Annotated in this window: 14 protein-coding genes; 4 read left to right on the top strand and 10 right to left on the bottom strand. The window is 66.3% G+C overall.

Features of this window, described 5'->3' with window-relative positions; genetic code table 11:
• Positions 1-12 precede the first annotated feature (12 nt).
• A complete protein-coding gene (locus ACMUJL_RS18645) occupies positions 13-1,194 on the top strand; it encodes an NAD(P)/FAD-dependent oxidoreductase (RefSeq protein ID WP_375571804.1) in 1,182 nt (393 codons plus the stop codon).
• A gap of 178 nt (positions 1,195-1,372) precedes the next feature.
• On the opposite strand, the gene murD is transcribed toward ACMUJL_RS18645, so the two are convergent.
• From murD to mraZ, 8 genes are all read right to left on the bottom strand, one after another.
• Complete coding sequence (gene murD / locus ACMUJL_RS18640; protein ID WP_068286784.1) at positions 1,373-2,776, bottom strand: UDP-N-acetylmuramoyl-L-alanine--D-glutamate ligase; 1,404 nt, start codon at positions 2,774-2,776, stop codon at positions 1,373-1,375.
• A 130-nt stretch (positions 2,777-2,906) separates the two neighbouring features.
• Positions 2,907-3,989, bottom strand: a complete 1,083-nt coding sequence (gene mraY, locus ACMUJL_RS18635) for a phospho-N-acetylmuramoyl-pentapeptide-transferase (RefSeq protein ID WP_068286788.1) — start codon at positions 3,987-3,989, stop codon at positions 2,907-2,909.
• The gene (locus ACMUJL_RS18630) at positions 3,989-5,434 is read right to left on the bottom strand and encodes a UDP-N-acetylmuramoyl-tripeptide--D-alanyl-D-alanine ligase (RefSeq protein ID WP_375571807.1); all 1,446 of its coding nucleotides are present in this window, start codon (positions 5,432-5,434) and stop codon (positions 3,989-3,991) included. The genes mraY and ACMUJL_RS18630 overlap by 1 nt, the downstream gene beginning before the upstream one ends.
• Complete coding sequence (locus ACMUJL_RS18625) at positions 5,431-6,927, bottom strand: UDP-N-acetylmuramoyl-L-alanyl-D-glutamate--2,6-diaminopimelate ligase (RefSeq protein WP_375571809.1); 1,497 nt, start codon at positions 6,925-6,927, stop codon at positions 5,431-5,433. The genes ACMUJL_RS18630 and ACMUJL_RS18625 overlap by 4 nt, the downstream gene beginning before the upstream one ends.
• 23 nt (positions 6,928-6,950) lie before the next feature.
• The gene (locus ACMUJL_RS18620; RefSeq protein WP_375571811.1) at positions 6,951-8,735 is read right to left on the bottom strand and encodes a peptidoglycan D,D-transpeptidase FtsI family protein; all 1,785 of its coding nucleotides are present in this window, start codon (positions 8,733-8,735) and stop codon (positions 6,951-6,953) included.
• Positions 8,732-9,082: a cell division protein FtsL gene (gene ftsL, locus ACMUJL_RS18615; RefSeq protein WP_068286795.1), complete on the bottom strand. Its 351-nt coding sequence runs from the start codon at positions 9,080-9,082 to the stop codon at positions 8,732-8,734. The genes ACMUJL_RS18620 and ftsL overlap by 4 nt, the downstream gene beginning before the upstream one ends.
• Before the next feature lies 1 nt (position 9,083).
• A complete protein-coding gene (rsmH, locus tag ACMUJL_RS18610) occupies positions 9,084-10,076 on the bottom strand; it encodes a 16S rRNA (cytosine(1402)-N(4))-methyltransferase RsmH (protein ID WP_375571813.1) in 993 nt (330 codons plus the stop codon).
• 3 nt (positions 10,077-10,079) lie between these two features.
• Positions 10,080-10,583, bottom strand: a complete 504-nt coding sequence (gene mraZ / locus ACMUJL_RS18605) for a division/cell wall cluster transcriptional repressor MraZ (RefSeq protein ID WP_082896157.1) — start codon at positions 10,581-10,583, stop codon at positions 10,080-10,082.
• Positions 10,584-11,462: 879 nt separating this feature from the next.
• Here mraZ and ACMUJL_RS18600 point away from each other — a divergent pair.
• Entirely contained in the window at positions 11,463-13,913 is a 2,451-nt protein-coding gene (locus ACMUJL_RS18600; RefSeq protein WP_375571816.1) for a DEAD/DEAH box helicase, read from the top strand.
• A 69-nt stretch (positions 13,914-13,982) separates the two neighbouring features.
• On the opposite strand, the gene ACMUJL_RS18595 is transcribed toward ACMUJL_RS18600, so the two are convergent.
• Complete coding sequence (locus ACMUJL_RS18595; protein ID WP_068286804.1) at positions 13,983-15,053, bottom strand: Mrp/NBP35 family ATP-binding protein; 1,071 nt, start codon at positions 15,051-15,053, stop codon at positions 13,983-13,985.
• A 238-nt stretch (positions 15,054-15,291) separates the two neighbouring features.
• On the opposite strand from ACMUJL_RS18595, the gene ACMUJL_RS18590 reads away from it, so the two are divergent.
• On the top strand, positions 15,292-15,528 hold the full coding sequence (locus tag ACMUJL_RS18590) for a DUF1127 domain-containing protein (RefSeq protein WP_068286806.1): 237 nt from the start codon (positions 15,292-15,294) through the stop codon (positions 15,526-15,528).
• A gap of 487 nt (positions 15,529-16,015) precedes the next feature.
• Here the strand turns inward: ACMUJL_RS18590 and ACMUJL_RS18585 are convergent, their stop codons facing one another.
• The gene (locus ACMUJL_RS18585; RefSeq protein WP_068287059.1) at positions 16,016-18,385 is read right to left on the bottom strand and encodes an ATP-dependent helicase; all 2,370 of its coding nucleotides are present in this window, start codon (positions 18,383-18,385) and stop codon (positions 16,016-16,018) included.
• A 135-nt stretch (positions 18,386-18,520) separates the two neighbouring features.
• On the opposite strand from ACMUJL_RS18585, the gene ACMUJL_RS18580 reads away from it, so the two are divergent.
• On the top strand, positions 18,521-19,657 hold the full coding sequence (locus ACMUJL_RS18580) for an alpha-hydroxy acid oxidase (protein ID WP_375571819.1): 1,137 nt from the start codon (positions 18,521-18,523) through the stop codon (positions 19,655-19,657).
• Positions 19,658-19,760 lie beyond the last annotated feature (103 nt).

Raw genomic sequence — 19,760 nt, 5'->3', positions numbered from 1 at the left:
ACCTGCCCGTCCATGAAGGTTGACACGCTGATCCTTGGTGGCGGGGCCGCGGGGCTGATGGCCGCCGCCCATGCGGGCGGGCGGGTCCTTGTCGTGGATCACGCCAAGGCACCTGGCGAAAAGATCCGTATTTCGGGCGGGGGGCGATGCAACTTCACCAACATGCACGCAAGCCCCGCCAATTTCATCAGCCGCAACCCGCATTTCTGCAAATCCGCGCTGAAACGCTATACCCAGTGGGATTTCCTGGATCTTGTCGCGCGCCACGGCATCGCCTGGCATGAAAAGACGCTGGGGCAGCTGTTCTGCGACCGCTCGGCCAAGGATATCGTGGCGATGCTGCTGGCCGAGATGAAGGCGGCAGGCGCCGATCTGTGGCTGTCCACCGCGGTGCTATCGGTCGCGCAAAGCGGCAAGGGCTTTGCCGTGACGCTGGAACGCGACGGGCGGCAGGTCGTGGTAGAGGCCGCCAACCTGATCGTAGCGACGGGCGGCAAGTCGATCCCCAAGATGGGCGCGACGGGCCTGGCCTATGACATCGCGCGCCAGTTCGGCCATGCGGTGACCGACACGCGCCCCGCCCTTGTGCCGCTGACCTTCCAGCCCGAGCGTTTCGCGCCGCTGGCGGGTGTCGCGACACCGGTGACCGCCGCCTGCGGCCAGACCAGCTTTGCCGAGGCGATGCTCTTCACCCATCGCGGCCTGTCAGGCCCCGCGATCCTGCAGATCTCCAGCTACTGGGTCGAGGGGGACAGCATCACCGTCAACCTGATGCCGGGGGCAGACCCCTATGAGGTCCTGCGCACCCAGCGGCAGGCATCGGGCAAACGGCAGATGCAGACGGTGCTGGCGCAGATGCTGCCGGGCAGGCTGGCCGATCACCTGGCCACGGAATGGGCCTTGGCGGGCAATCTGGCCGATCAGAACGACGCCAAGCTGCGCGCGCTGGCCAACCGGCTGACCGGATGGGCGCTGACCCCCACCGGATCCGAGGGCTACCGCACCGCCGAGGTGACGCTGGGCGGGGTCGATACCGACGGCCTGTCCTCGCAGAGCATGATATCCAAGACCGTGCCGGGCCTCTATTTCATCGGCGAGGCCGTGGATGTGACAGGCTGGCTGGGCGGCTACAATTTCCAATGGGCCTGGTCCAGCGCCGTCGCCGCAGGCCGGGATATCGCGGCGCGGGGGTAAGCCCGCGCGATCGCCGACACGCGGGGTGGCGATGCGAGGCTTGTTCGGGGCGGTTTATGGTTGCCCTGTCTTCGAACGGCAATCCTGCGCAATCTGGCAACCAAATCGCCGCCCCGGGGGGCGGGTCGGCGATCGCGCGGCGGTGCTACGCAGCTTGGCTCCGCGCGGGGGCACGAGCTTACCCCTTCAACGCCGCCTTGACCCGTGCCGCGAAATCCTCGCCGCGTTTCTCGAAGTTGTCGTATTGGTCGAAACTGGCCGCCGCCGGGGCCAGCAGCACCACCTCGCCCGGCTCGGCCTCGGCCATGGCGCGGGCGACGGCCGCCTCCATCGTGGTGCAGACTTCCGTCGCGATCTCGGGAAGTTGCAGCGCGAAACCCGCCGCCTCGCGCCCGATCACATAGGCCTTGACCACGGACCCGAGCGAGGCGCGCAAGCCGTCCAGCCCGCCCTCTTTCTCCAGCCCGCCACAGATCCAGCGCACCTTGTCAAAGGCCGCCAGCGCCTTGGCGGCGCTGTCCACATTGGTGGCCTTGCTGTCGTTGACATAACGCACGCCACCTGCCTCGGCGATGGTCTGGCTGCGATGCGGCAGGCCGGGGTAGCTGGCCAGACCAGCCTCGATCACCCGCGGCGCAAGGCCCAGCGTGCGGCAGGCGGCATAGGCCGCGCAGGCGTTCTGGTGATTATGCGCGCCGGGCAAGCCCTGCATGGGGCGCAGGTCGATGGCCGCCACCTGCTTGCCCTTGCGCCATTCGGCCAGAAACCCCTTGCGCGCAAAGACGACCCAGCCCGGCCCCGACAGCTTGCGCGCGGCAGAGACACGGATCACGCGGTCGTCGGCGGGCCCTTCGGACAGCTGATCGGCCAGATAAAGACCTTCGACCTCATCCACGCCGATCACCGCCCGGTCCGGCCCGCCTTCCGCGAAAAGCCGGCGCTTGGCCGCGAAATAGCCGCCCATCCCGGCATGCCGGTCCAGATGATCGGGGCTGAGATTGGTGAACACCGCCACATCCGGCGTCAGCGCGCGGGCCAGATCGGTCTGGTAACTGGACAGTTCCAGAACCACCACGCCCCCGTCACCCGGCGGGTCGATATCCAGCACCCCGCGCCCGATATTGCCCGCAAGTTGCGCCTCGCGGCCCGCCTGTTCCAGAATGTGGTGGATCAGCGCCGAGGTCGTGGATTTCCCGTTCGACCCGGTGATCGCCACGACACGCGGCGCGGTGTCGAAATCATCCCATTCCGCCACGGCCAGCGAGCGGAAGAAGAGCCCGATATCGTTGTCCACCGGCACGCCCGCCTCGTAGGCGGCGCGGATCACCCGGTTGGGTTCGGGATAAAGATGCGGAATGCCGGGGCTGACGATCAGGCTGGCGATATCGTCGAAGGCGCCCGCTCGGGACAGGTCGCGGATCGTGAAACCCTCGGCCTCGGCCTTGTCGCGGGCGCTGGCGTTGTCATCCCAGCAGATCGGTTCCGCCCCACCCGCCGCAAGGCTGCGCGCCGTGGCCAGCCCCGACCGGCCAAGGCCCAGCACGGCCAGTTTCTGCCCCTCATGTCCGCGCACCGGAATCATGACCTGCGTTCCTTCTCTTGCGCCGCAGCGCCCCGTTTTTCCAATGTCGACCGCAGCACTGATACCGTGATCGGTCCGATGCCCGCCGCCAAGGCGCCCCCGTCACCGACAGGGCCACCGGCTGCGCCCATCAGCGCACTTTCAGCGTGGCCAGACCGATCATCGCCAGGATCAGCGAGATGATCCAGAAGCGGATCACGATGGTCGATTCCGCCCAGCCCTTTTTCTCGTAGTGGTGATGGATCGGGGCCATCAGGAACACGCGCTTGCCGGTGCGCTTGAAGTAGAGCACCTGGATGATCACGCTCAAGGCCTCGACCACGAAAAGGCCGCCGACGATGGCCAGCACGATCTCGTGCTTGGTGGATACCGCGATCGCGCCCAGCGCGCCGCCCAGCGCAAGCGAGCCCGTGTCGCCCATGAACACCGCCGCGGGCGGTGCGTTATACCACAAAAAGCCGAGGCCCCCGCCAATCAGACCGGCCACGAAGACAAGGATTTCGCCGGTGCCGGGGACATAATGCACATCCAGGTATTCGGTGAAATCGACGCGCCCCACCGCATAGGCAATCACGCCCAGCGTGCCGGATGCGATCATCACCGGCATGATGGCAAGCCCGTCCAGACCGTCGGTCAGATTCACCGCATTGGCCGCGCCCACGATCACGATCATCGCGAAAGGCACGAAGAGGAACCCCAGGTTCAGCAGCGTTTCCTTGAAGACCGGAAAGGCCAGCTTGTTGGTCAGCGCCTCGGGATGGTACTGCGCCGCCCAATATCCCGCGATGGCCGCGACCAGCAGGCCCAGCGCCATGCGCACCTTGCCCGGCACGCCGCGCGTGTTCTGCTTGGACACCTTGGCGTAATCATCCGCAAAGCCGATGGCGGCAAAGGACATGGTGACGAAGAGCACGATCCAGACGAACGGGTTGTCCAGCCGCGCCCAGAGAAGTGTCGAGGTCAAGAGCGCGCCCACGATCAGCAAGCCACCCATGGTGGGCGTACCCGCCTTGACGAAATGGCCCTGCGGTCCGTCCTCGCGGATCGGCTGACCCTTGCCCTGCCGGCGCCTGAGCACATTGATCAGCGGCCGTCCAAACAGGAAGCCGAAGATCAGCGCGGTCATGAAGGCCCCGCCGGCCCGGAAGGTGATATACCGAAAGAGGTTGAAGAAATCCCCCCCGTCCGACAGCGCGGTCAACCAATACAACATTACTCTGTTCCCTTGTCTGCTTGCGGCGCGGGATGGCCCAGTTTGCGCAGCGCGTCAACCACCAGGCTGACCTTGCTGCCCTTGGACCCTTTCACCAGCAGGATATCCCCCGCATCGACCAGACGGTGGGCGCGCGCGGCCAGCGTGTCGGCGGTTTCGGCCCATTCGCCACGCTTGGCCTGCGGCAGTGCCTCCCACAGGTGGCGCATGCGCGGGCCGACGCAATGGATCAGCGACAGCTTGGCCATGGAGGGCAGATCGGCCAGCCCTTTGTGCATCACGGCCTCGTCCTCGCCCAGTTCCAGCATGTCGCCCAGCACGGCGATGCGCCGGCCCTGCCGCACACGGCCCAGACCGTCGCGGGGTGCCGCGGCGGCCAGCACCTCGAGCGAGGCCGCCATCGAGGTGGGATTGGCGTTGAAGGCATCGTCGATCAGGTCGAAGTAAAGATCATCGCTCAGCGGATCCAGCATGTAGCGTTCGCGCGTGCCGCGCCCTGCGGGCGGCTCCCACTGGCCAAGGTCATTGGCTGCCATCACCGGATCAAGACCCAGCGCATGGGCCACGGCCAGAACGCCCATGCCATTCACCGCGAAATGCCGCCCCGGCGCCTGCACCTTGAACAGGACCGGGCGACGCCAGGCGCGGCCATGCACCACGCTGGTCTGGTCGCGCAGCGTGATGTCGGTCACGCGGTGATGCACGCGCGGCGCCTCGCCAAAGGTGATGGTGCGCGCGGCGTGGCGTCTGGCCCAGTCCAGCAGGATCCCCGAGGTGTCCAGATCCCCGTTCAGAACCGCGACGCCCCCCGGCTCCAGCCCGGTCAGGATCGAGGCTTTCTCATGGGCGATACCCTCAATATTCTCGAAAGCCTCGAGATGGGCGGCGGCCACGATGGTCACCATTGCCACATGGGGCCAGGCCATCTGCGCCAGCGGCGCGATCTCGCCGGGATGGTTCATGCCGATCTCGATCACCGCGAATTCGGTATCGACGGGCATCCGCGCCAGCGTCAGCGGCACACCCCAATGGTTGTTGTAGCTGGCCTCGGCCGCATGGGTGCGCCCCTGCCCTGACAGCACGCAGCGCAGCATCTCCTTGGTCGAGGTCTTGCCGACCGATCCGGTCACGGCGATCACCCGCGCCCTGGTGCGCGCCCGCGCCGCGCGGCCCAGATCCTCCAGCGCGCGCAGCACGTCCGGCACGATCAGCAGCGGCGCATCTTCAGCCACATCATCGGGCCGGTGCGTGACCAGTGCCGCCGCTGCCCCCTTGGCCAGCGCCTGCGCCACGAAATCATGCCCGTCCCGCGCCGCCTTGAGCGCCACGAACAGATCGCCGGGCCGGATCGTGCGCGTGTCGATGGACACGCCACCCGCCTGCCAGTCGCCCGTGGTCTTGCCACCTGTGGCGGCCACCGCCTCGGCTGCGGTCCACAGGGTCATGCCAGCCTCCCGTCCAGGGCGGCCACCGCCATGCTGGCCTGTTCCACATCGTCGAAGGGCAGCACCATGTCGCCCACGGTCTGCCCGGTCTCATGCCCCTTGCCCGCGATCAGCAGCGCATCGCCCGGACCAAGGGCCGCGACCCCGCGCAGGATCGCCTCGGCCCGGTCGCCGACCTCCTGCACATGGGCGCGCGCATCCTCGGGGATGCCGGACAGAACCGCCGCGCGAATGGCCGCCGGATCCTCGGAGCGCGGATTGTCATCGGTCACGATCACCGCATCGGCATGCGCCGCCGCCGCTGCCCCCATCAGGGGCCGCTTGGTGGTGTCGCGATCGCCGCCCGCGCCGACGATGGCGATCAGCCGGCCCATCACATGCGGGCGCATCGCCCTGAGGGCCGTGGCCACCGCATCAGGCGTATGGGCGTAATCGACAAAGACCGCCGCCCCATTGGTGCGCGTGGCCGCAAGCTGCATCCGCCCGCGCACCGTGCCCATATGCGGCAGCGTCTCGAACACCCGGTCGGGATCGGCCCCGCAGGCGATGACCAGCCCCACCGCGACAAGCACATTCTCGGCCTGAAATCCGCCCAGAAGCGCAAGGTCGGCGCTGTAGGTTTTTCCGCGAAACCGGCACAGGATCGTCTGCCCCGTGGCATCGAAGCGTTGCGAGACCAGTTGTAGATCGGCCCCGTCGCGGCGGCCCACGGTGATGACCTCCTGCCCGCGGGTGCGCGCCACATTGGCCATATCCATGCCGCGACTGTCATCGACATTGATCACCGCCGTGCCATCCACCCCGAGGACACGGGCGAAAAGCCCCGCCTTTGCATTGAAATAGTCTGCAAAATCAGCGTGATAATCCAGATGATCCTGGGTCAGGTTGGTAAAGCCCGCAGCCCGCAGATGCACCCCGTCAAGACGCCGCTGGGCCAGACCATGGCTTGAGGCCTCCATCGCCGCATGGGTCACGCCCGCGGCGGCGGCCTGCGCCAGAACGCGGTGCAGGGTGATCGGCTCGGGCGTGGTATGGCGCAGCGGGGCTTCATACGCGCCCTCGACCCCGGTGGTGCCGAGGTTCACGGCGGCAAGGTCCATCTCCTCCCAGATCTGGCGGGTGAAGGTCGCCACGGATGTCTTGCCGTTGGTGCCGGTCACGGCCACCATCGTGGCGGGCTGCGCCCCGAACCACAGGGCCGCGGCGCAGGCCAGCGCTTGGCGCGGGTCCTCGACCACGACCAGCGCCGCATCGGAAGCCGCCAGCGTATCGGCGGCCAGACGCGCGCCTTCCGCATCGGTCAGGATGGCGGTCGCGCCCTGCGCCAGCGCCGTCGGAATGAAGGACGCGCCATGCACGCGTGTGCCCGGAAGGGCCGCGAAAAGGGTGCCCGCGCGCACCTCGCGGCTATCCACGGCCAGGCCCGTGATCTGCGCATCGCGCCCGGATTTGGCGGTCAGGCCAAGCTGCGCCAATGATTTTGCCTGCCCCACCCGATACCCCTGCGCGTCGCGTCTCAGTTTGATGTCAGCGTTATACCAGTCAATTCGGCCGGTTCAATCTCGGGGCGCAGGCCCAGCAAGGGGGCCACGCGGCGGATCACCTCGGCGGCGACGGGCACGGCGGTCCAGCCAGCGGTGCGGCGCGGCTCGGAGCCCGATGTCTCGACCGCCTCGTCCAGGGTCACGATCAGCACATACTTGGGATCATGCGCGGGAAAGGTCGCGGCAAAGGTCGCCAGAACCTTGTCCGTCTCGTAACCGCGCCCGTCGATGCGCGGCTTGTCGGCGCTGCCGGTCTTGCCGCCCACCGCATAGCCCGGCACCTCGCCAAAGCTGGCGGTGCCCTGGCTGACCGTCAGGCGCAGCATGCGGCGCAGCTGTTCCGAGGTCTTTTCCGAGATGACGCGCGCCCCGAATTGCGGCCCGTCCTGTTTAAGCAGCGTGGGTTCCACTCGAGTGCCGCCATTTACCATCGTGGCATAGGCCGCAGCCAGGTGCAGCGGCGTGGCCGAGATGCCGTGACCGTAGGAAATGGTCATCGTCGACAGTTCCGACCAGCGCGGCGGCAGCAGCGGACGGCCGCCGCGGGCCTCGACCATCTCGAACTTTGTGGTCTCCAGCAGGCCAAGCTGGCCCAGGAAATCGCGCTGACGCTCTGCGCCGATCTCGATCGCGATGCGCGCGGTGCCCACGTTCGAGGATTTCTCGATCACCTTGGACACGGTCAGTTCCGGGCCATAGTTGCGGAAATCGCTGATCCGGTGGCGGCCCCATGTCATCGGGGACTTGGTGTTGATGATCGTGTCGGGCGTGACCATCCCCAGTTCCAGCGCCTGGGCGACGGTGAAGATCTTGAAGGTCGAGCCCAGCTCATAGACCCCCTGCACCACACGGTTGAAGAGCGGGCTGTCATCGGGGCGGCCCTGCGTGGGCGGTGCGGGGCGGTCGTTGGGGTCGAAATCGGGCAATGAGGCGATCGAGATCACCTCGCCCGTGTGCACATCCATCAGCACGGCGGCCGCACCCTTGGCGTTCAGCAGGCGCATGCCGCCCAACAGCACCTCTTCGGTGGCCGCCTGGATCGTCAGGTCCAGCGACAATTCCAGCGGCTTGCTGGCCCGCGCGGGATCGCGCAGCTGCTCGTCGAACTGCCGCTCGACGCCCGCCACGCCGATCACCTCGGCGGCATGCACACCCTCGCGGCCGAAACCGGCCCCGCCCAGCACATGCGCGGCCAGCCGGCCATTGGGATAAAGCCGCATGTCGCGCGGCCCGAACAAAAGACCGGGATCGCCGATGTCATGCACGGCCTGACGCTGTTCGGGGCTGAGGCGGCGCTTGATCCACAGGAACTTGCGACTGCCGGTGAAATCCTGGATCAGCCTGTCGCGGTCCAGATCGGGGAAGATGCGCGCAAGCTCGGTCGCGGCATGTTCGGGGTCGATCATCTGCGGCGGCTGGGCATAAAGCGAATAGGTTTCAAGGTTCGTGGCCAGCACCCGGCCCTGCCGGTCGACGATATCGGCGCGCAGCGCCTCGATCTCGGCGCCGGCGGCACTGGCGCGCGGCTCTGACGGCTCGGAGGCAGCCAGAAGGCCCATGCGCGCCCCCACCATCGTGAAGGCGCAGACGAACAGCACACCCAGCACCAGCAAGCGCCCTTCGGCGCGGCTGCGGGCACGGTCGCGCATTTCCTCGTGGCGCAGGCGCAGGTTCTCGCGCTCGATCGCGTCGGGGTTTTCCCCCTTGGCGCGGGCTTCAAGAACGCGGGCCAGAGGGCGCAGCGGTGTGCGGATCATGGCCGAGCCTCCATGCTGGACACTTCGATCGGATCGGTGATCGGCAGGAAACCTTCCTCGGCGATGGGAAAGGCCACCTGGTCGATCCGCCCGAACTGTTCGGGGGCCATCGGCATCAGGCCGAGGCTGTCAAAGTTCAGATCCGCAAGGTCACGCAGCCGTTCGGGCCGGTTCAGATAGGCCCATTCGGCGCGCAGCACCGACAGGCGCGCCCGCGAGTCGCGGATTTCGCGCTGCAATTGTTCGGTCACGTCCAGGGCCTGCTGGGTGCGGTAATTCTCGCGGTAGGCCCAGAAGGCCAACCCGATCACGGCACAGGCCGTCAGCACGAACAGGACGGAACGCATCTCAGAACTCTCCCTTGATCATCGGCATGCCCAGCGCGGCGGGGTCGGTGGCCCCTGCGGGGGCATCGGTACGGATCGCCACGCGCAGCTTGGCGCTGCGCGAACGCGGGTTTTCGGCCAGTTCCTGATCATCGGGGCCGATGGCCTTGCGCGTGGTCTGGGTAAATTGCGCGTCGGTTTCAGCCTCCTGCGGGGCATAGCGGTTGGCGCGCCCGGCAGTGCCGCTGCGGGCCTGCAAGAAGCGCTTGACCATCCGGTCCTCGATCGAATGAAAGGTCACGACAGCCAGCTTGCCACCGGGCTTGAGCGCGCGTTCGGCGGCGGCCAGACCATTCGCCAATTCGCGGTATTCATCGTTCACGGCAATGCGCAGCGCCTGGAAACTGCGGGTCGCGGGATGCGATTGCCCCGGCTTGGCGCGCGGCAGGCATTTCTCGATCAGGCCGGCCAGTTGCAGCGTGGTGGTGATCGGTGCCTCGGCCCGCGCCTTGAGGATCGCACGCGCGATGCGGCGGCTGGCGCGTTCCTCGCCATAGTGAAACAGGATATCGGCGATCACGCCCTCATCGGCCGTATTCACGATATCGGCGGCGGAAGGGCCGGACTGGCTCATGCGCATGTCCAGCGGGCCGTCCTTCATGAAGGAAAAGCCCCGCTCGGCCATGTCCAGCTGCATCGACGAGACCCCAAGATCCAGCACCACACCGTCCAGATCCTGCGCATAGTCGTCCATGCGCGAAAACACACCCTCGACCATCTCGATCCGGTCGCCGTAAGCCCCGGCCCAATCGGCGGCCATCCGGAAGGCCAGCGGATCGCGATCCACCGCGATCACCTTGTCCGCCCCCGCCTCAAGCAGGCCGCGCGTATAGCCACCGGCACCAAAGGTGCCATCCAGCCAGACCCCCGTGACAGGGGCCACCGCCTTCAGCAGCGGACGCAACAGAACGGGGATATGGGGGGCATCGGACGGGGTTGGCGCGGCAGCGGCCATGGCTCAATCCCCTTTCGCATTATCCAGATAGATGAGCGGATCGAAATCCTCGGGCAACTCGTCAAGCCAGGCCTCGGCGCGGGCCAGTTCTTCGGTCTCGTAGGTTTCGGGCTTCCATATCTGGAAAGTATCGCCTGCGGCGATGAAGAACGCCTCGTCCTCGATCCCGATCTTGGCGCGCAGCTTGGCGGGCAGCACGATGCGACCGGTCTCGTCGACCGAGGTGGGGTAGGATTGCCCGTGGAACATCCGCTCCAGCATCTTGCGCTGCATGCCGCCACGCGGCAGCGCGGCGATCTTGGCGTCGACCTCGGCTATCGCCTCCATCGTGTAGCATTCCAGGAACTTGCGGCGGTGATCGCCATAGACGATGACCAGCTCGGGGTTCAGCCCTTCGGTCCAGTTCGGATCGCCAGCCTCCAGCACACGACGAAACAGGGCCGGGATAGACACCCGCCCCTTTCCATCAACCTTGTGCTGGCTCTCGCCTCTGAACCTGCGAACCACTGTCCCGTGATCCCTCTGACCTGTCCCCCCGGAAAAAATCTGCCCTTTGAACGGAAAACGGCGGATTGAGCTGCTGCCACTGCCCAATCCGCCGCCCTCGTCCCGCCTAGCGGGGTGTCCGACTGCGCGCGCCACCTGGGGGGATGTCTGCTCGCTCGCGCGCCGGATCTCTTGGTTCGATGAAAGCGGGGCCTGTATGAAACCTGACTTGGGATTTGGTTCGGGGTCTTGGGTGCCCCTTATTTATCCCGTCCTCATCGTGTTTCCATGGATAGTATGGGAAATCATGGTACGCAACTAAAATCTTGCGCCGAAACCCACATGATCTTGTTCTCAAAGCCCTTGAAAAACAACATCTAGCTCAGTTTTGCCGGGCAAGACCACATCAAGTTGCGACCTTTCGATACCAAGGCACAATATCTAGATGTTCCGGCAATTCCGCACACCAGCCCATGAATTCCCAAAGTTTTCTGGTCCGATCCGCAGAACGGTCAAAAATCCCGGCCTGCAGGGGCGTTTGCCGGGGCAAGAACACCCGAGAACACGGATGATTCAACGGGAAATCCGTAAATTCCCGATGAAGTGATTCGTTTTGATGGCGGTGTCACCCCACCCATCGGGCCTTGCGCCGAGATGCCGTCCCATCAATTCCCATGACGCGCCGTACCTCTTTGAGCCGACGGCATGACACAGTGTCCCGGCGCCGTGGGGGCACAGCGCCCTTTGTCCTGTCGCCCGCGCCACGATTGCGCTATACATTCCTGATCGAAGGCAGTAAGGCCCAGCGCTTGACCAACCCTTCCCCCACCAATGACACGGGCGCCCCCGGTCGCGGAACCTCCCGTCCCGCTGCCCGCGCCCAATGACCCGAGTGATTGCATGACCCTGCCCTACCCGACCACGAAACCTCTGGCCGACGCGCTGGAGCGGCGCGGCTATGCAGAGCTGACCCCCGTCCAGATCGAAATGATGCGCCCCGACCTGGTCGAGGCCGATCTGCTGGTGTCGGCGCAGACCGGATCGGGCAAGACCGTGGGCTTTGGCCTGGCCATCGCACCGACCCTGCTGGGCGAAAGCCATGTCCTGCCCCCCGCCGCAGCCCCCCTGGCGCTGATCATCGCGCCGACGCGCGAACTGGCATTGCAGGTGAAACGCGAATTCCAGTGGCTCTATCAGGATGCGGGCGTCGTCATGGCCTCTTGCGTGGGCGGCATGGACATGCGGGACGAGCGTCGCGCGCTGGACCGTGGCGCGCATATCGTGGTGGCGACACCCGGCCGCTTGCGCGACCATATCATGCGCGGCTCCATCGACCTTGGCCAGATCCGCGCCGTCGTTCTGGACGAGGCCGACGAGATGCTGGACCTGGGCTTCAAGGACGATCTGGAATTCATCCTGTCGGAAGCGCCCGAGACGCGGCGCACGCTGATGTTTTCGGCCACCGTGCCGCGCGGCATCGCGGAACTGTCCAAGACATACCTCAAGGACAATGCCGTGCGCGTCGCCACCACCACGGGCGCGACACAGCACGCCGATATCGAATACCGCGCGCTGACCGCAGCCTATGACGGCACCGAGGGCGCGATCATCAACCTGCTGCGCTACTACGAGGCGCAGAATGCGATCGTCTTCTGCAACACCCGCGCCACCGTATCGCGGCTGGTCGCGCGTTTCGCCAATCGCGGCTTTTCGGTCGTGGCCCTGTCGGGCGAGCTCAGCCAGGCCGAACGCACCCATGCGCTGCAGGCGATGCGCGACGGGCGCGCCCGCGTCTGCGTGGCCACCGACGTGGCGGCGCGCGGCATCGACCTGCCGAACCTCGAACTGGTGATCCATGCCGAACTGCCCAGCAATTCGGAAACGCTGATGCACCGCTCGGGCCGGACGGGCCGCGCCGGGCGCAAGGGCGTCTCGGCGCTGGTGGTCACGCCCAAGACCCGCGCCAAGGCGGACCGGCTGCTGAAATTCGCCAAGATCACCGCCGAATGGGCGCTGCCGCCATCGGCAGACGAGGTGCGCGCCAAGGATGAGGAACGCCTGATCAACGATCCGGTCTGGCTGGAACCGCTGAACGAGGGCGAAGAGGATTTCGTCGCGCGCATCACGACCACCTATACGCCTGAGCAGATCGCGGGCGCTTACCTGCGCCTCTACTACAGTAAACATTCCGCACCCGAGGAACTGCCGGATCCCGATGTCCGCCCGGAACGCAAGCGCGACGCCGCCCCGCGCAAGACGTTCGGGCCGTCGAAATGGCTGCGCCTGTCGGTCGGCGCCAATGAACGCGCCGAGGCGCGCTGGCTGCTGCCGACGCTCTGCAAGGCGGGCGACATCACCCGCGACGATATCGGCGCGATCCGCGTGCAGGCCGATGAAACCTATGTCGAACTGCTGGCCGAGGCGCTGCCCGGTTTCCTCAAGGCGCTTGGCCCCGATGCGGCGCTGGATGGCGGCGCAAAGGTCGTGGTGATGGACACCGCCCCTGACCTCGCCTCGATGCCGCGCGTTGCCCCGCCTCCGCGTGAAGACCGTGGCGAGCGCAAACCCCATCGCGGCGCAGACCGCGCCGAACGTCCCGAGCGTCCCGCGCCCGCACGCCGCGCGCCGCCCCCGGCCGAGGCAGCAGCCTGGGCCGATGTGCCGGACCGTCTGCCCCCCGCAGAGGCTGCGCCGAAGTCCGCGGCCGTCAAATCGCACCAGCCGAAACCCGCCCGCGCGGACGAGGATCGCCCCCGCCCCGCGAAACCCGCCGGCTTCAAGCCCGGCCCCAAGCCGGAAGGCTTCAAGTCGTCCGGTTTCAAATCCCATGGCGGCGCGCCCCGCGACGGCGCGAAACCCGCCCGTTCGGAAGGCATGAAATCCCACGGGGCGAAACCGCGCAGCGACAAGCCGCGCGAGATGGACCCCGAGGTGCATCGCGGCTTCGACAGCCCCAAGCCTCGCAGCGACAAACCACGCAGCGACAAGCCCGCAGGCAAGCCCGGCGCAAAGCCCTATGGCAAACCCTCGGGCAAACCGGGTGACAAGCCCTACGGAAAACCCGCAGGCAAGGCTGGCGACAAGCCCTATGGCAAACCGGGCGGAAAGCCGGGTGACAAGCCCTATGGCAAGCCGGGCGCCAAGCCATTCGGCAAGCCCGGCGGCAAGCCCTGGGAAAAATCGGGCGACAAGCCCGCGGGCGACGGCCCGGCCAAGCCTGCCCGCAACGCCGCGGCCAATACATCGGCGCGCCTGGGACCGGGCGGCAAACCCCTGCCCGCGGGCAAGGGCGGTAAACCCCGCACCGGGGCCGCGCGCGGCCCCAACGCCGTGCCGCGCCGCAAGCCCTGACCAGTCAAAAGGCGCGCGACATCCGCCGCGCGCCTTTCTTCTTGCCTCAAATATCCAGGATCCGACGGATCAGGCCATCCCGCCGTCGATCAGGCGACGCGCCAGCGCGGCATAGGTCTGCGCCGCCGCCGTCTCGCCTGCGGCGATCGGCGTGCCGCCATCCCCCGCCAGACGCGTCTCGAGGTCGATCGGCAGCTCCGCCAGCAGCGGCACGCCCATCTTGTCGGCTTCGGCCTTCACGCCGCCATGACCGAAGATCGCCGTCTCATGCCCGCAGTTGGGGCAGCAGAAGACCGACATGTTCTCGATCAGGCCCAGCACGGGCGTCTTGAGCGTATTGAACATGTCGATGGCCTTGCGCGCATCCAGCAATGCCACATCCTGCGGGGTCGACACGACAATGGCGCCGGTCAGTTGGGTCCGCTGGCACAGGGTCAGCTGCACATCGCCCGTACCCGGCGGCAGATCGACCAGCAGCACGTCAAGTTCACCCCAGGCGACCTGCCCCAGCATCTGCTGCAGCGCCCCCATCAGCATCGGACCGCGCCAGACCACCGCCTTGTCGGCCTCCAGCATCAACCCGATCGACATCATCGTGACGCCATGCGCATGCAGCGGCGTGATCGTCTTGCCATCCGGGCTGGCGGGCCGCTTGTTGACGCCCATCATGCGCGGCTGGCTGGGCCCATAGATATCGGCATCCAGCAGCCCCACGCGCCGCCCCTGCCGGGCCAGCGCCACGGCAAGGTTCGATGACACGGTGGATTTTCCCACCCCGCCCTTGCCCGACCCGATGGCCAGGATCCTGTCCACGCCCGAGGGTTTCGTGGGCCCCGCCTGCGGCGTCGGATGCCCCCCGATCTTGAGGCTGGGCGCAGGCGGCTTTTCCGCCGGACCATGGGCGGTCAGCGCGACACTGACGCTGTCGACGCCCGGAATGCGGGCCACAATCTGTTCGGCGGCGGCACGCAGCGGCTCCATCTGGCGCGCGATCTCGGGGCTGGGGGCCTCGATCACGAATCGCACGGCGCCCTCCGAAAGGGTCAGGGCGCGCACCATGTCGCGGCTGATCAGGTCGCCACCATCCGGCAGGGCCAGCTGGCGCAGGGCCTGTTCGATCATCTCTCGGGTGACTGCCATGCCATATTCTCCATTTTCACTCCGCCATAGGTGGCAGCTTTCTCGGTCGAAGCAAGGCCCGCACGAAATTCGCGCATTTCGCAAGCACCTTGCCCAAATAATAGGTCAGTCTTTCATATGCATTTGCTGCATGGCAGCATTGCACCAATATCTATTGTGCAATCGCAGCATCGACGTATCTTGAACTCAACAGAGCGACACATATATCGCCTCCGAGCATGAACGAAAGTGACCGAAAATGGCTTATACATCGGATCTTCGCCTTGCACAGCCCCGCGCCGCTGAAACCGGGCTGGTTGGCAAACTGCAGGCGATCAAGGCCGACCTGTCCCAGCGCTATGCCCGCTATCGGGTGTTCCGCGACACCGTGAATGACCTGGCGATCCTGCCGAACAGCGTGCTGGCCGATATGGGCCTGAACCGTTCGCAGATCCGTTCGGTCGCCTATGAATATGCCTACGGGACGAAAAAGTAACATCGGGATCAGATGACCCTCTCCTCCTCCCTGGGTCATCTGTGAACTGGCGGCGGCATCCTCTCCTCCTCCCTGGATGCCGCCGCGCCCTAAAAGAATACGAAAGACCTCCTCCTCCTCCCTGAGGTCTTTCGTTACCAAGAGCGGCGACACCCTCTCCTCCTCCCTGGGTGTCGCCGCGCCTTGACAAGATTGCGAAGGCCTCTCTCCTCCTCCCTGAGGTCCTTCGTATGCAAGAGCGGCGGTATCTTCTCCTCCTCCCTGGATACCGCCGCACCTTGCCGAATACGCTGGCTCTCCTCCTCCTCCCTGAGGGCCACGTTGCAAGAGCGGCGGCACCCCCTCCTCCTCCCTGGGTGCCGCCGTTTTCCTTTTCGGGTGGGGGGATTCAGATCAGGACAGAACCGGCGCAAAGCACCGTGACCCCGACGCCTGCCGCGCGGGGTTCAAACTCGCTGATCCATGAAAAGCCCGGCGGAACGGCCCGTCAGAACGGGATGTCATCCGCCGCAGTGACAAAGCGCGCGACCACCTTCTTGGCGCCCGCCTTTTCGAACTCGATATCCAGCTTGTCGCCTTCGATCGCCGCGATGACGCCATAGCCGAATTTCTGGTGGAACACCCGCTCGCCGACCGCATGGGCGCTGACGGCCTGCAGGTCGATCACCGTATCGCGCGACTCGCGCGGCTGGCTGACCGGGCGCTGCGCGCTGCGGCTTTGCAGCCGCTTCCAGCCCGGCGAGTTGTAGACATTGGCCTCGGCCACCCGCGACTCGATGCCGGATGAGGCCGAACCGCCACCGAAACCACCCATGCCCGCAGCGCCGAAGCCGCCGCCGTAAAGCCCCGGCGGCGTCAGCACCTCGACATGATCCTCCGGCAATTCATCGATGAACCGCGAGGGCAGCGCCGATTGCCATTGTCCGAACACCCGCCGGTTGCCGGCGAAGGAGATCGTGCAGACCTCTTCGGCGCGGGTGATGCCGACGTAAGCCAGCCGACGCTCTTCCTCCAGCCCCTTGGTCCCGCTTTCATCCATCGAGCGTTGGGACGGGAACAGCCCATCCTCCCAGCCCGGCAGGAAAACGGCCGGAAATTCCAGCCCCTTGGCGGCATGCAGCGTCATGATGCTGACCTTCGCCCCCTCTTCCGAGGATTCGTTGTCCATGATCAGGCTGACATGTTCCAGAAAACCTTGCAGATTCTCGAACTGCTCCAGCGCCTTGACCAGTTCCTTCAGGTTCTCCAGCCGCCCCGGCCCCTCGGGTGTCTTGTCGGCCTGCCACATGGCGGTATAGCCGCTTTCGTCCAGGATCATCTCGGCCAGTTCGACATGGCTGATGTCGGGATCGCCCGCCATCCGGCCCCAGCGCGCGATATCGCTGACAAGCTGGCCCAGCGCCACGGCGGCCTTGCCGGTGATGGCCTTCTCGCCCACGGCGATCTGCGCCCCCTGCACCAGCGGCACGCCATTGTCGCGCGCGATGCGCTGGATCGTCTGCTGCGCCTTGTCGCCAAGGCCCCGCTTGGGCGTGTTCACGATCCGCTCGAAGGCCAGGTCGTCGGCGGGGCTGGTCACTACCCGGAAATAGGCCATGGCATCCCGGATCTCGAGCCGTTCATAGAAACGCGGCCCGCCGATCACGCGATAGGGCAGACCGATGGTCAGGAACCGGTCCTCGAAGGCACGCATCTGGTGGCTGGCACGCACCAGGATCGCCATCTCGTCCAGCGAGAACTGGCGCATCCCGCGCGTGCCGCGTTGCAATGCCTCGATCTCCTCGCCGATCCAGCGGGCCTCTTCCTCGCCATCCCAGTGGCCGATCAGGCGCACCTTCTCGCCCTCCTGCTCTTGCGTCCAGAGCGTCTTGCCCAGCCGCCCCCGGTTGCCCGCGATCACGCCCGAGGCGGCGGCAAGGATATGCGGGGTCGAGCGGTAATTCTGTTCCAGCCGCACCACTGTGGCACCCGGAAAATCGGTCTCGAACCGCAGGATGTTGCCCACTTCGGCCCCGCGCCAGCCGTAAATTGACTGATCATCGTCACCGACACAGCAGATGTTGCGATGCCCCCCCGCCAGCAGCCGCAGCCACAGGTATTGGGCCACGTTCGTATCTTGGTATTCGTCCACCAGGATATAGCGGAACCGCGTCCGATACTGTTCCAGCACATCGTCATGGGTCTGGAAGATATGGACCATATGCAGCAACAGATCACCGAAATCGACGGCGTTCAGTTCCCGCAGCCGCGTCTGGTAGGCGGCATAAAGCTCCATGCCGCGATTGTTGTAGGCCCCGGCATCGGCGGCAGGCACCTTTTCGGGTGTCCAAGCGCGGTTCTTCCAGCCGTCGATGATCCCGGCCAGCATCCGCGCGGGCCACCGCTTGTCGTCGATCCCCGTCGCCGCGATCAACTGTTTCAGCAGGCGGATCTGGTCATCGGTGTCAAGGATCGTGAAATTCGACTTGAGCCCGACCAGTTCGGCATGGCGGCGCAGCAGCTTGACGCAGACCGAATGGAAGGTGCCCAGCCATGGCATCCCCTCGACCTGCTGGCCCAGCATGGTGCCCACGCGGTTCTTCATCTCGCGCGCGGCCTTGTTGGTGAAGGTCACGGCAAGGATCTGGTCGGGCCGCGCCTTGCCCATCGCCATCAGATGCACGATCCGCGCCGTCAGCGCCTTGGTCTTGCCGGTGCCCGCCCCCGCCAGCATCAGAACGGGGCCGTCCAATGCCTCGACCGCGGCGCGCTGCGCCGGATTCAGCCCCTCGAGGTAGGGGGCAGCGGGCCGGGCAGCCATGGCGCGGGCCGAAAGGGGGACAGCGGGTGTGGCGGGCATGTCGTCGAAATGGCTCATGCGCGCGATCCTAGCGCGCCACAGCGCCAAGGGGAAGTGAAGTTCTTGTTCTGTTCTGCGGATATTTTCCCGACAACCGGGTTTGCGGAAACTGGGATATGGACAAATCACATGACGCCAAGACAAATGCGCGCCATGGATCTGTTTCAACGCTACCCCGCCCTTTCCGACCTCAAGGCACAGGCCCGGCGCCGCATGCCTTGGTTCGTCTTCGAATATCTCGACAGCGCCACGGGCAGCGAATCCGTGCTGCGCCGCAACCGCGCGGATCTGGACAGCGTCCTGCTGATGCCCTCGATCCTGCACGGCGAGTTTCAGCCGGACATGTCGGTCACCCTGTTCGGCAAGACCCATGCCCTGCCCTTCGGCGTCAGCCCCGTGGGCATGTCGGGCCTGTTCTGGCCGGATGCGGAACGGATCCTTGCGCGCAACGCCACCATGGCGGGCCTGCCCTATGGCCTGTCCACCGTGGCCAGCCGCACCCCCGAAGAGGTGGGCCCCCATCTGGACGGCAACGGCTGGTTCCAGATCTACCCGCCGCGTGATCCCGACATTCGCGCCGACATGCTGAAACGCGCCCGCGACGCGGGCTTTTCGGCGCTGGTGCTGACCGTGGATGTGCCCGTGGCCAGCAGGCGCGAACGCCAGACCCGATCCGGCCTGACCTCGCCGCCGCGCCTGACCCCGCGCCTTCTGACGCAGGTCGCGCGCTGCCCGGCCTGGGCGCTTGGCACGGCGCGGCTGGGGATGCCGCGGATGCGGCTGATCGACGGCTATGCCGGGCAGTTGACGGGCCTCAGCTCGACCGAACACGCGGGCTACATGCTGCGCACCTCGCCGGACATGGACTATCTCAAGGCGCTGCGCGACGCCTGGGACGGTCCCCTGATCGTCAAGGGCGTGCTGGATGCGCGCGATGTGCCGATGCTGGAACAGGCGGGCGCGGATGCGATCTGGGTCAGCAACCACGCCGGGCGGCAATTCGACGGCGCGCCCTCGACCATCTCGATGCTGCCGGGGATCCGGGCCGCGACGAAACTGCCGCTGATCTTCGACAGCGGGATCGAGGGTGGTCTGGATATCCTGCGGGCGATCGCCCTTGGCGCCGACTTCGTGATGATGGGCCGCCCCTGGCACTATGCGCTGGGTGCCCTGGGCGAGGCAGGCCCCGCCCATCTGATCGAGATGCTGAAGAAGGATATCGCGTCCAACATGGGCCAGCTTGGCACCCATGCGATGCGCGACCTGCCGGGGCGGCTGATGCCCGCCTAGTTTCCGATAGGTGACCTTCGCGCTGTCACCTGCGGCGGAAATCTTGCAGATTGTTACAATGTCGCCATGCCCGCACTTGCGCTGCAACGCAGCATGCGGCTAC

The organism is Seohaeicola sp. (assembly GCF_048006315.1).
Classification (GTDB): domain Bacteria; phylum Pseudomonadota; class Alphaproteobacteria; order Rhodobacterales; family Rhodobacteraceae; genus Seohaeicola.
This window is presented reverse-complemented; position numbering and strand designations above follow the sequence as displayed.